General features: G+C 58.3%; 10 protein-coding genes and 4 tRNA genes. 2 read left to right on the forward strand and 12 right to left on the reverse strand.

Annotated features, from left to right (window positions below):
• The first annotated feature begins 30 nt into the window (after window positions 1-30).
• Together GEV02_RS03390 and mnmH are read left to right on the forward strand one after the other, a co-directional pair.
• A complete protein-coding gene (locus tag GEV02_RS03390) occupies window positions 31-693 on the forward strand; it encodes an arylesterase (protein WP_152836507.1) in 663 nt (220 codons plus the stop codon).
• Window positions 690-1,742 carry a tRNA 2-selenouridine(34) synthase MnmH gene (gene mnmH, locus GEV02_RS03395; RefSeq protein ID WP_152836508.1) on the forward strand — a complete coding sequence of 351 codons (1,053 nt, stop codon included), beginning with the start codon at window positions 690-692 and terminating at the stop codon, window positions 1,740-1,742. Before GEV02_RS03390 ends, mnmH begins: the two co-directional genes overlap by 4 nt.
• A gap of 82 nt (window positions 1,743-1,824) precedes the next feature.
• Here mnmH and GEV02_RS03400 read toward each other — a convergent pair whose 3' ends face one another.
• From GEV02_RS03400 to GEV02_RS03455, 12 genes are all read right to left on the reverse strand, one after another.
• Window positions 1,825-2,334: an FxDxF family PEP-CTERM protein gene (locus tag GEV02_RS03400; protein ID WP_152836509.1), complete on the reverse strand. Its 510-nt coding sequence runs from the start codon at window positions 2,332-2,334 to the stop codon at window positions 1,825-1,827.
• 231 nt (window positions 2,335-2,565) lie between these two features.
• Complete coding sequence (locus GEV02_RS03405; protein WP_152836510.1) at window positions 2,566-4,476, reverse strand: SurA N-terminal domain-containing protein; 1,911 nt, start codon at window positions 4,474-4,476, stop codon at window positions 2,566-2,568.
• Window positions 4,477-4,668: 192 nt separating this feature from the next.
• On the reverse strand, window positions 4,669-5,259 hold the full coding sequence (locus tag GEV02_RS03410) for a PEP-CTERM sorting domain-containing protein (RefSeq protein WP_152836512.1): 591 nt from the start codon (window positions 5,257-5,259) through the stop codon (window positions 4,669-4,671).
• A gap of 235 nt (window positions 5,260-5,494) precedes the next feature.
• Window positions 5,495-5,571 (reverse strand) — tRNA-Asp (locus GEV02_RS03415).
• A gap of 27 nt (window positions 5,572-5,598) precedes the next feature.
• Window positions 5,599-5,675 (reverse strand) — tRNA-Asp (locus GEV02_RS03420).
• A 38-nt stretch (window positions 5,676-5,713) separates the two neighbouring features.
• Window positions 5,714-5,789, reverse strand: a tRNA-Val gene (locus GEV02_RS03425).
• A 49-nt stretch (window positions 5,790-5,838) separates the two neighbouring features.
• A complete protein-coding gene (locus GEV02_RS03430) occupies window positions 5,839-6,111 on the reverse strand; it encodes an HU family DNA-binding protein (protein ID WP_008448340.1) in 273 nt (90 codons plus the stop codon).
• 212 nt (window positions 6,112-6,323) lie between these two features.
• Window positions 6,324-8,735 (reverse strand): endopeptidase La, encoded by a 2,412-nt coding sequence (gene lon, locus GEV02_RS03435; RefSeq protein ID WP_152836513.1) that lies wholly within the window; start codon window positions 8,733-8,735, stop codon window positions 6,324-6,326.
• Between the two features lie 283 nt (window positions 8,736-9,018).
• Window positions 9,019-10,287: an ATP-dependent Clp protease ATP-binding subunit ClpX gene (gene clpX / locus GEV02_RS03440; protein ID WP_008448338.1), complete on the reverse strand. Its 1,269-nt coding sequence runs from the start codon at window positions 10,285-10,287 to the stop codon at window positions 9,019-9,021.
• Between the two features lie 173 nt (window positions 10,288-10,460).
• A complete protein-coding gene (gene clpP / locus GEV02_RS03445) occupies window positions 10,461-11,078 on the reverse strand; it encodes an ATP-dependent Clp endopeptidase proteolytic subunit ClpP (protein WP_020703301.1) in 618 nt (205 codons plus the stop codon).
• A gap of 74 nt (window positions 11,079-11,152) precedes the next feature.
• Complete coding sequence (gene tig / locus GEV02_RS03450; protein ID WP_008448335.1) at window positions 11,153-12,493, reverse strand: trigger factor; 1,341 nt, start codon at window positions 12,491-12,493, stop codon at window positions 11,153-11,155.
• 32 nt (window positions 12,494-12,525) lie between these two features.
• A tRNA-Leu gene (locus GEV02_RS03455) sits at window positions 12,526-12,612 on the reverse strand.
• Window positions 12,613-12,760 lie beyond the last annotated feature (148 nt).

Consider the following 12,760-nt stretch of genomic DNA (forward strand, 5'->3'; position numbering starts at 1 on the left):
AAATTGGAAGACGCTTTAGGGAAATCAGGCATGCTGAATGTGTTAGGTGATTTAAAAAACGGTTTATCAAAAAAACTGAGTGTACAGGCTTTGTCGGCGCTGCTGCTGTTATCGGCGGCGGCGAGCGCCTATTCTGCACCAAAAACCGTGCTGGTGCTCGGCGATAGCCTGTCGGCCGAATACGGCCTGGCGCGCGGCGCCGGCTGGGTCGCGCTGGCCGAACAAAAGCTCAAGGAGCAGAAAATCGACGCCACCGTGATCAACGCCAGCGTCAGCGGCGAGACCACCAGCGGCGGCCGTTCGCGCCTGCCGGCGCTGCTGCAAAAATACAAGCCGGCGCTGGTGGTGATCGAGCTGGGCGCCAACGACGGCCTGCGCGGCCTGCCGGTGGCCGCCGCCGAAACCAATCTGCGCGCGATGGCCAATGCCGCCACCAAGGCCGACGCCCGCGTCATGTTGATCGGCATGCGCATGCCGCCCAACTACGGCCGCGACTACGCCGATAAATTCTTCGCCATGTACGGCAGCTTGAGCAAGGAGATCAAGGCGCCATTGGTGCCGTTCATGCTCGACGGGATCGCCGACAAGCCGCAGATGTTCCAGCCCGACCGCCTGCATCCGCTGGCCGAAGCCCACACCACCATCCTGTCCAATATCTGGCCAGTCCTGCAAAAAAGTATCAAGGCAAAATGAAGTATCCAGAAATCCTGAGTTTCGATGACGTGCTCCAGCAGCTCGACAGCTTCGACGCCATCATCGATGCCCGCAGTCCCGCGGAGTACGCGCTGGACCACCTGCCCGGCGCCATCAACGCGCCGGTGCTGGACGACGAGCAGCGCATCCGCGTCGGCACCATGTACAAGCAGATCAACTCCTTCGAAGCGAAGAAGGTCGGCGCCGCGCTGGTGGCGAAGAATATCGCCGCCCATATCGAGGCGCTGTGGCTGGACAAGCCGCGCGAGTGGCGGCCGCTGATCTACTGCTGGCGCGGCGGCAACCGCAGCGGTTCGATGGCCCACATCCTGGCCAAGATAGGCTGGCCGGTGGTGCAGCTGGACGGCGGCTACAAGGCCTTCCGCGCCCACGTCAACGCCGCGCTGGAACAGGCACCGGCGCTGAACTTCAAAGTCATCTGCGGCACCACCGGCAGCGGCAAGAGCCGCCTGCTGGAAGTGCTGCATGCGAACGGCGCGCAGGTGCTGGACCTGGAACAGCTGGCCGCACACCGCGGCTCGGTGCTGGGCCACCTGCCCAGCCATCCGCAGCCCAGCCAGAAAGCCTTCGAGAGCGCGATCTGGAACACGCTGCGCCGCTTCGATCCGGCGCTGCCGGTGTTCGTTGAATCGGAGAGCAAGAAGGTCGGCAACCTGCGCGTGCCGGCCGCGCTGATGGAGGCCATGCGCGCCTCCGACTGCGTCGCGCTGACGCTGTCGCGCGCCAACCGCGTGCGCCTGCTGATGGCGGACTACGCGCACTTCACCGAGAGCCCGGCCTCGCTCAACGAGCAGCTGGAATTCCTGGCGCCGTTGCACGGCCGCGACAAGATCAAGCGCTGGCAAGCCATGGCTGTGGAAGGTGCGATGCCGGCACTGGTGGAGGAACTGCTGGCCGACCATTACGATCCGGCCTATCTGCGCTCGATCGACCGCAATTTCGTCCGCTACGGCCAGGCGCTGCCGCTGGAACTCGAAGACATCGACGCTGCCGCCTTCCAGGCCGCCGCGCTGCGCCTCGCTCCCTGAAAACACCAAGCCCCGAGAGTCGGCTTCCAACTGTCGGGGCTTCGCTTGAATTGCGTTTTTAGCGCGCTTGACTGCTATTTTTTTAGCTTTGTTTTCGGCGACGACCGATGTAGGACAGGATACCCAAGCCACCCAGCATCATCAGGTAGGTTTCAGGTTCCGGCACGGGATCGATGTTCAGTGTGCCGGAATAGCTGGCGGTAGCACTGTTGGAAATCCCATACACCGTCAAGACCAGCGGACCACTGACCCAGGTGGCGTTCAGTATGCCACTCTCGAACACACCGTTGGGCGTGAACGTCAACGCGTTGCCGTTCAAGTCCGCCGACACAAAGTCGATATCGTGGTTGCCACCCAGGTTCATGCTTTGCACCCAGGCGTTCAGCAGGCTCGGCCCGACGGACGGGCTGAAGGTAAAGACGTCGGTAAACGAGCCAGCCACCAAATGATCCAGCCCGAAGTTCGCGCTATAACCAATTGCTGGGTTGCCGCTTAACGTGATGTTTTTATTCTGGCTATCGCCGACGGCGGCATAACTTGTCATCGAGGTGGCCGCCAGCACAGTCCCGATTAAGAGCGATTTTAGTTTCATTTTTTCCCCGGTAAGAAAGTGGAAACCGAACACGCACTGATGAGCTAGGTACGCCAAGCAAAGTTACACCTGCCAAATTTAGATGTCAATTAATTATTCAAAATTACTAACTTACTAGCAATAATGAAGACACAGGGGTGCGGGAACCAGGCGGGGAACGGCGCGGACGCGCCATAGGAGGAAGGGGCACTGCAGAGCCGGGAAGCGCGGCGCGCTTCCCGGAAGACCAATTTACTTCACTTCAACAACTGTGGTTTTTGTGATCGGTTTCAGAATCTTGACCTTGGCTTTTTGCTTCAGCAGTTCGATGTAGTCATGCATCTCTTGCTGGGCAACGATGTTGCTGATCTGTTCCGCTTCCGATTTACGGCGCGCTTCGTCCTGCACCGCAGGCTGCTGCACCTTGCCGATGCGGTAGATGCCGTAGCCCATGCCAGGCACATCCACGCCGACGTAGGCTGGCAGCTTGGCGGTGTCGGCTTTCATCACTTCCTGCATGGCCAGGCCGTTCACGCCTTCAGGCTTGGCGCGGGACACCAGCTTGGCAGCGGCGAAACCGGTAGCGTCGCCGGATTTCTTGAACGCGGCCAGTTTCTCGGCGCCGGTCTTGGCGGCCAGCTTGGCGGCTTCTTCCATCGTCACGCGCTGGCGGATGGCGGCATCGACTTCGGCCAGAGGACGCTTGCTGGCGGCCTTGAACTCGACGATACGGCCGGCGACCAGCGTGCTCGGCGCGGTCTCGACCGCTTCGGTGTTGCGCTTGCTGCTGATCGACTCGTTGGAGAACAGCGCGGCCAGGAACTTGGCGTTGTTGTACGGCGCAGGACCGGCCATCGGCGACGGCAGGCGCGAGACGTTGGCGGCGCTTTCGATCTTCAGGCCCAGCTTGTCGGCAACCGGTTTCAGGCTGTCGGACTGCTCGTAGACGGTGTTGGTGAAGGCTTCAGCCATTTCCGAATACTTCTTGGCGGCCTTTTGCTTTTTCAGCGTTTCAGCCACTTCGGTTTTCACTTCGTCCAGCGGCTTGACGACGGCTGGTTTCAGCGCGGTCACGGTCAGCACGTGGAAGCCGAAGTCCGACTGCACGGCATCGCTGATCTCGCCCTGCTTCAGCTTCAGCACGGCCGCTTCGACCGGAGCCGGCAGCGTACCCTTGGTGACGATGTCCAGATCGCCGCCCTGCTCGCCCGATACCGGGTCTTCCGACTTGGCTTTGGCGACCTTGGCGAAATCGCCAGGGGCCTTGCGCAGTTCGGCGACGATGGCGTCGGCCTTGGCCTTGGCGGCGGCGGTTTCGGCGGCGTTGGCGCCCTTCTTCAGCGCGATCAGGATGTGCGCTGCGCGGCGGCTTTCAGCCGTGGCGAAACCGGCTTTGTTGGCTTCGTAGTAGGCGGTCACGTCGGCGTCGGTGACGGACACCTGGCTCATGACGGCGTCGCTGTTGAAGACCACGTATTCGATCTTGGCCTGCTCAGGCACTTCGAAGAACTTGGCGTTCTTGTCGTAGTAGGCTTTGACCATGTCGTCGGTGATCTTCACCTGCGGCACGAAATCGGCGACCGGCAGCAGCAGTTCCTGCACCTCGCGCTCCTGCGCGCCGATGTCGGACAGGGTCTTGGCCACGGCGTGCGGCGCGAAGCCGGTGGCCTGGATGGCGTTGCCCAGTTGTTGCAGCGACAGGTCATGGCGCAGGCGCTGGTCGTACATGCTCGGCGTCATGCCTTGCGCGGACAGGATGGCCTTGTAGCGCTCCATGTCGAAGGCGCCTTCGCCGCCGAACTGTTCCTTGATGACTTTCTGCAGCTGGACATCGCTGACGTTCAGATTCGCATGCACAACTTCCGCGGCCACAGCGCGCTCGGCGATCAGCTGGTCGAGGATGTTTTGCTTGAATTCAGGAGTGTCGAACATCTTCTGGTCGAACTGTGCGCCCAGACGCTGGCGATAAGTATCCAGCTGGTTACGCACGGCATTGTCGAACTCCTGCTGGGTCAGCGGCTTGCCGTCGATCTTGGCGATCGTATTGGCGTCTTCGCCAAAACCCTTGTAACTACCGAGACCGACAAATGCGAAAGACGGGACGATAATAATCGCCAGGAGAATCTGCATCAAACGTTGATGAGTACGAATAAATTCAAACATGGTCTGCCAATTCGGATTGAGTGGAACTTGCACATACAAAAAAGGCGAACTCGCGTTCGCCAATTCCGGTTGCCGGATTTTACAGTGCACACCCCTCTATAGCAAGAGTAAATCCTTGGCAAAACGGTCACATCGACAAGCCCGCAACAAAACGCCCGCCGGAGCGGGCGCGGGACATTCCCGGCCTGGGTGTCAAGCCTGGCGCCGACGGCGCGCCAGCGCGCCCAGCACCGCCAAACCGCCCAGCAGCATGCCATAAGTTTCCGGTTCAGGCACGGCCGTCACCGTCACGCGGTCCAGCAGCGCGCCCTGCCTGTCCGTGCCCTGGTCCGCAAAACTGAACGTGGCGTTGCCGCTGACGGTCGCCGTGTAGTTAAGCGTGAACGTCTGAAAACTGTCGCCGGCCAGGCGGGTGAACGTCTGGCTGTTGCCGCCGAAATTGACCACCACGGTGTCGTTGCCGGCGTTGCGGTTGTTGCCCGCCAAATCAAAGCTCAGCGTATAAGTGACGCCGCCGGTGACGGCCACCGAGTTGGCAAAGACGCCGGCCTTGGCGCTTGAACCGTCCAGATCGATGTAGTGGCCGTTGCCGGGCTGCAGATCGAAATAATTCGGCGCACCGATGACATCCACCGCCCCGTCGCTCACCGACCAGCCGCCGTTGAAACTGACGACATTCAAGCCCAGCGCGTCGCTGTCGAAATTATCGGAAAAAATCGTCGACGCCTGCGCCGCCGACGCGCACAACAAGGCCGCGGCTATGCCAATTTTTTTCAGAAGCATAATGTACCCCTCAACAAGTTATAAAACAAATAATTTAATGAATATAGATTCAGTACGGCGGCGCGCATTCTACTATTGCCGAATCCGCTCGCGGCGCACGATACCACTGGTAAATATTTGTTTCTAAAGGAGATATATCCGCGAGGCGCGATATTTTAAGGAGGGAACTGGAATTAATATAGGCCGGAAAAAGAAAAACCCCGCAGCTAATATTAGCTGCAGGGTATCTTGTTCTTGGCGGAGCGGACGGGACTCGAACCCGCGACCCCCGGCGTGACAGGCCGGTATTCTAACCAACTGAACTACCGCTCCTTGGTCAAACTCAATATCGTATTTTGTTGGCGGAGCGGACGGGACTCGAACCCGCGACCCCCGGCGTGACAGGCCGGTATTCTAACCAACTGAACTACCGCTCCAACAAAACACTGGGCACTACTTTTACTACTTGCAAAACTGGTGGGCGGTGAGAGGCTCGAACTCCCGACCTAAGCCTTGTAAGGGCTCCGCTCTACCAACTGAGCTAACCGCCCGTTTTGCCTTTAGAGAGCAGCTTTACTGCTTGCTGCTCACTGAAGTCCGTTAGTTTACAGCATCTTTCAAAGCTTTACCAGCTTTAAATTTAGGAACTTTAGCTGCGTCGATGATGATCTCTTCTTTGGTGCGCGGATTGCGGCCGGTACGGGCAGCGCGTTCGCTCACGGAGAAGGTACCAAAGCCGACCAGGGTGACGCTGTCGTTCTTTTGCAGGGTGGTGGTAACGCCGTCGATCACCGCGTCGAGTGCGCGTGCAGCAGCCGCTTTCGAGATATCAGCGGTGGTAGCAATATGGTCGATCAATTCAGTCTTATTCAAAGCAATTCCCCGTCACAAAGGTTATATCGTTTTAGCTCGCAGATAACGGCAGTTGAATACCGTATCCAGGCCGAGAAAAATCTCAGGCCGTATTAAACAAGCCAGCCCGCCCCTGTGTCAAGCGCTGCACCATAGAAAATCGGGGTGAAATAACAAACAGGCGCTATAAAAGCGCCTGTTTGAGCATCAACTCTACTAATCGCTAGTAAAAATTAATGTTTTACCACTTCCGTTTGGCCGTCGGCCTTGGCGGCTGCGGCGGCCACGGCTTCCACCGGGGCAGTCTCCGTCAGCGCTTCCGGCATGCGTTCCAGAGCGATTTCCAGCACTTTGTCGATCCAACGCACCGGCACGATTTCCAGTTTGTTTTTAACGTTGTCCGGAATGTCTGCCAGGTCCTTGACGTTCTGCTCAGGGATCAGCACGGTCTTGATGCCACCGCGCTGGGCCGCCAGCAGTTTCTCTTTCAGGCCACCGATCGGCAGCACTTCGCCGCGCAGCGTGATTTCGCCCGTCATCGCCACGTCGGCGCGGACCGGAATGCCCGTGAACACCGACACCATCGCCACCGTCATCGCCGCGCCGGCCGAAGGACCGTCTTTCGGCGTTGCGCCTTCCGGCACGTGGATGTGGATGTCGCTCTTCTCAAACACCTCGTTCTTGATGCCGAGACGATTGGCGCGGCTGCGCACCACGGTGCGGGCTGCCTCGATCGACTCCTTCATCACGTCGCCCAGCGTACCGGTGCGGATCACACCGCCCTTGCCCGGCATCTGCACGGCTTCGATGGTCAGCAGATCGCCGCCCACTTCGGTCCATGCCAGGCCGACCACCTGGCCGATCTGGTTTTCCTTCTCGGCCACGCCGAAGTCGTAGCGGCGCACGCCCAGGAACTTGTCGAGGTTCTTGTTGGTGACCGCCACTTTCTTGTCCGACTTTTTCAGCAGCAGCATCTTCACTACCTTGCGGCAGATCTTCGACACTTCGCGTTCCAGCGAACGTACGCCGGCTTCGCGGGTGTAGTAGCGGATGATGTCGCGCAGCGCCGACTCGGCCACCGAAATCTCATCTTCCTTCAGACCGTTGTTCTTGATCTGTTTAGGCAGCAGGTAGCGCTGGGCGATACTGGTCTTCTCGTCTTCCGTGTAGCCGGACAGGCGGATCACTTCCATGCGGTCCAGCAGCGCTGGCGGGATGTTGTACGAGTTCGACGTCGCCACGAACATCACATCGGACAGGTCGAAGTCGACCTCGATGTAGTGGTCTGAGAACGTGTGGTTCTGTTCAGGATCCAGAACCTCCAGCAGGGCCGACGACGGATCGCCGCGGAAGTCCGCGCCCATCTTGTCGATCTCGTCCAGCAGGAACAGCGGATTGCGCACGCCGACCTTGGCCAGCGATTGCAGCACCTTGCCCGGCATCGAGCCGATGTAGGTACGGCGGTGGCCGCGGATCTCGGCTTCGTCGCGCACGCCGCCCAGCGCCATGCGCACGAACTTGCGGTTCGTGGCGCGGGCGATGGACTGGCCCAGCGAGGTCTTACCCACGCCCGGAGGACCGACGAAGCACAGGATAGGCGCTTTCAGCTTGTCGACGCGTTGTTGCACCGCGAGGTATTCCAGGATGCGTTCTTTAACCTTGTCCAGGCCGTAGTGATCGCCTTCCAGCACTTTCTCGGCGTTCGACAGGTCGTTGTTGACCTTGGATTTTTTCTTCCATGGCAGGCTGACCAGCGTGTCGATGTAGTTGCGCACGACGGTGGCTTCGGCCGACATCGGCGACATCAGCTTGAGTTTTTTCAGCTCGGCGGTGGCCTTGTCCAGTGCCTCTTTCGGCATCTTGGCCAGCGCGACCTTCTTCTCCAGCTCGTCCAGGTCGGCGCCGTCTTCGCCCTCGCCCAGTTCCTTCTGGATGGCTTTGACTTGCTCGTTCAGGTAATACTCGCGCTGCGACTTTTCCATCTGGCGCTTGACGCGGCCACGGATGCGCTTCTCGACTTGCAGAATGTCGAGTTCTCCTTCCAGCTGGCCCAGCAGGTGCTCCAGGCGCTTGGCGACGCTGAAGATTTCCAGAATCACCTGTTTCTGCTCAAGCTTCAGCGGCAGGTGCGCGGCGACGGTGTCGGCCAGGCGGCCGGCGTCGTCGATGCCCGACAGCGAGGCGAGGATTTCAGGCGGGATCTTTTTGTTCAGCTTGACGTACTGGTCGAACTGCTGAACGATGGCGCGGCGCATGGCTTCGATCTCCGAATCGTCGCCCAGCTCGGAATCGAGCGGCGTCAGATCGGCGATGAAGTGCGTCGGTGCGTCGGTGATGCGGTTGATGCGTGCGCGCTGAGCGCCCTCGACCAGCACCTTCACGGTGCCGTCCGGCAGTTTCAGCATTTGCAGAATATTGGCCACGCAGCCGATTTCATAGATATCGGAAGCAGAAGGTTCGTCCTTGGCTGCAGCTTTTTGCGCGGCAAGCATGATGCTCTTGCCCTGCTCCATAGCCGCTTCCAGCGCCTTGATCGATTTTGGGCGCCCTACGAACAGCGGTATCACCATATGCGGGAAAACTACAACGTCCCGCAGCGGCAATAACGGCAGTTGAGTTTGCTCAGTTAATTTGGAAGTTGTCATGGCGTACCTTATGTGAAAGCGTGATTATGATGTGGGCGCTATTCCGCCGAATCACAAGACCGACCTGCAAGAAATAATTCTCCTAAAAAAGAGTATTTTCAACGAAGCCAATCATGTTCTAAAAAAACGCGTCAAATAAAAAAGCCACGCGTGACAAACGGTGCTGTCACGTGTGGCTTTCCGAATGAAGCCTGCATTCTTTTATTGATTTAAATTGTACCGCCTTGCCTGACAGATGCGAAATGAATTTTGCTGCTGAGCGAGGCAAGTGTGCACAAGTTATTTAATTCTCACCAGACGCTTTTGCCTGATCCTGATAAATCAACAAAGGTTTCGCGCCGCTGGTGATCGTATTTTCATCAATGACCACTTTGGTGACATTGGTTTCATTCGGCAGCTCGTACATCGTATCGAGCAGCGCGTGCTCCAGGATAGAACGCAGGCCGCGCGCGCCGGTCTTGCGGGCCAGCGCCTTCTTGGCGATCGCATGCAGTGCGGCAGGACGGATTTCCAGCTCGGCGCCTTCCATGTCCAGCAGCTTGGCGTACTGTTTGACCAGTGCGTTCTTCGGCTCGACCAGGATCTGGATCAGCGCTTCCTCGGTCAGTTCCGACAGCGTGGCGACCACCGGCAGGCGGCCCACCAGCTCGGGAATCAGGCCGAACTTGATCAGATCTTCCGGTTCCGCTTCCAGCAGGACGTCGCTGGCGCTGCGTTCTTTCTTGCTCTTCACGCTGGCCGAGAAACCGATGCCGGATTTTTCCGAACGGTTGGAAATCACTTTGGCCAGGCCGTCGAAGGCGCCGCCGCAGATGAACATGATGTTGGTGGTGTCGATCTGCACGAAGTCCTGGTTAGGATGCTTGCGGCCGCCTTGCGGTGGCACCGACGCCATCGTGCCTTCGATCAGTTTCAACAGCGCCTGCTGCACACCCTCGCCCGATACGTCGCGGGTGATCGATGGGTTGTCCGATTTGCGCGAGATCTTGTCGATCTCATCGATGTAGACGATGCCGCGCTGGGCTTTTTCCACATCGTAGTTACAACTCTGCAACAGTTTCTGGATGATATTCTCGACGTCTTCACCCACGTAGCCCGCTTCGGTCAGCGTGGTGGCGTCGGCGATGACGAACGGCACGTTCAGCATGCGCGCCAGGGTCTGGGCCAGCAGGGTCTTGCCGGAGCCGGTAGGACCGACCAGCAGGATGTTGCTCTTGGCCAGTTCGATGTCGTCTTTCTTGCCCAGGTGCTTGAGGCGCTTGTAGTGGTTGTACACCGCCACCGACAGGATGCGCTTGGCCGTTTGCTGGCCAATGACGTACTGGTCCAGCAAGTCCTTGATTTCGTGCGGGGTCGGCAGGTCCGACTTGGCGCCCGTGACCGACTCGATGGCCGAGGTTTCATCGCGGATGATGTCGTTGCACAGGTCGATGCATTCGTCACAGATGAAGACCGACGGGCCGGCGATGAGTTTCTTTACCTCGTGCTGGCTCTTGCCGCAAAACGAGCAGTACAGTAATTTTTCGCCGCTGGAGGATTTTTTGTCTGACATGGGGCAGTTTTCTTTGGGTTACAGAATGGCTTGGCTGTTGCCAGGAAGCACGTGAATCGAACAAACAGCGTCCGGAAAAGTCCGCCTTTGACTACATGCTACCCGAAATAAAAACGAAACGCCCGAACGATTGATCGCCCGGGCGTTTTTTCAGCAATGCTGCGAAGGAAGCATCAAGCCCGGTTGGACAACATTTTGTCGATCAAACCGTACTCTACCGCCTCTTCCGCCGACATGAAACGATCACGATCCGTGTCTTTGGCGATCTGCTCGACGGTTTGACCCGTGCGCTCGGCCATGATCGAGTTCAGACGGTGGCGCAGGTACAGGATTTCCTTGGCCTGGATTTCGATATCCGAAGCCATACCCTGCGAACCGCCCGAAGGTTGATGGATCATGATGCGCGAGTTCGGCAGCGAGAAACGCTTGCCCTTGGCGCCGGCTGCCAGCAGGAAGGCGCCCATGGAGGCGGCCATACCGGTGCACAGCGTCGACACGTCGGGTTTGATGAACTGCATCGTATCGAAGATCGCCAGGCCGGCCGAAACCGAACCGCCTGGGGAGTTGATGTACAGCGAGATATCCTTGTCCGGATTTTCGCTTTCCAGGAACAGCAACTGGGCGACGATCAGGTTCGCCATCTGGTCGTTGACGGGACCGACCATGAAGATTACGCGTTCCTTCAGCAGGCGCGAGTAAATATCATAGGAGCGTTCGCCGCGGCCGCTCTGTTCGACCACCATCGGCACCAGGCCGAGCATTTCAGTGTCCAGCGCCGGATTACGGTTCATACCAGTCATTCCATTTCCTTGTGAAGCAGCTAGAGGCCGGAGATTGAATCTTACATCATCCGGCCCGTGCTGGATTACGCTTGTGCGTTGCTTCCCATCAGTTCGTCGAAGGCCACAACCTTGGACGACGTTTTCGACAGGCCCAGGACGTAGTTGACGACGTTTTCTTCCAATACAAGGGCTTCGACTTCAGCCAGACGACGACGGTCGCTGTAGTAGTACTTCAGCACTTCGCGTGGGTCTTCGTAGCTCTGTGCGAAGTCTTCGACTTGGGCTTTGACTTGTTCAGGCTGGGCTTGCAGCTTGTTCTCGCCGACCAGTTGCGACAGGATCAGGCCCAGGCGTACGCGACGCTCGGCTTTTTCTGCGAACAGTTCTGGTGGGAACGGGATGTCCTTGACGTTCATGCCGCGCTGAGCCATGTCTTGACGGGTCATTTCAGCCAGGCGCTCGGTGTCTTGGGCGATCAGGGCTTGTGGCACGTCCAGGGTCGCGGTTTTCACCAGCGCTTCCATTACGGCTTCCTTGTTGCGGGCTTTGACACGGCCAGCGACTTCGCGTTCCAGGTTGACTTTGATGTCTTCGCGCATTTTAGCGACGTCGCCATCGGCCACACCCAGCGACTTGGCGAATTCGCCGTCAACTTCCGGCAGGTGCGCCCATTCCAGTTTTTTCAGGGTGATGGTGAACGATGCGGTTTTGCCGGCAACGTCTTTACCATGGTAGTCCTCTGGGAAAGCCAGTGGGAAGGTCTTGGCTTCGCCGACTTTCAGGCCGACGGTGGCTGCTTCGAATTCTGGCAGCATGCGGCCTTCGCCCAGCACGAAAGCGTAGTCTTCAGCTTTGCCGCCTGGGAATTCAACGCCGTCGATCGAGCCGACGAAGTCCACGGTCACGCGGTCGCCGTTGGCTGCGATTGCTGCGCCGCCGTCGCCGTGCTCGCCAGCTTCGCCTTTGGTGTGGAAGTGCACGCGCTGTTTGCGCAGGATTTCAATGGTTTTGTCGATTTCGGTTTCCGACACGTCAGCCTTGACGGTTTCGATTTCCACGGTGGTCAGGTCGCCAACGACGACTTCCGGGTAGATTTCGAAGGTCGCGTCGAAGGTCAGCACGCCTTCTGGCGACTCTTCCTTAGGCTCGATGCGCGGGTAGCCTGCTACGCGCAGTTCGGCTGCGTTGGCGGCATCGTTGAAGGCGCGGCCAACTTTATCGTTCAGCACTTCGGTTTCGATCTGATAACCGTACTGTGCTGCGACCATTTTCATAGGAACTTTACCCGGACGGAAGCCTGGTGCCTTAGCCGATTTGGCTTGCACTTTCAGACGCTTCTCAACTTCAGCGCGGACCTCAGTCAGCGGGAAGGAGATCGTGATACGACGTTCGAGTTTGCCTAAGGTTTCGACTGCAGTTGCCATGTAAAAATCGTCCAAAAAAATAGTAATACAGTTGGTGCGAGGAGGGGGACTCGAACCCCCACACCATTGCTGGCGTCAGGACCTAAACCTGGTGCGTCTACCAATTTCGCCATCCTCGCGGCATGTTTGCACAAAAGCAAAGGGCGACCCGTAAGTGAAAACGGTCGCCCCTATTCCCGCTGAATTCCGCAGGAGCTTTCAACTTCAACGCGATATTCTAACGGGTTTTTCAGCGAAATGTGACGATTTTTAATATGTCGCCAACAT

The organism is Rugamonas aquatica (assembly GCF_009380215.1).
Taxonomy (GTDB): Bacteria; Pseudomonadota; Gammaproteobacteria; order Burkholderiales; family Burkholderiaceae_D; genus Rugamonas; species Rugamonas aquatica_B.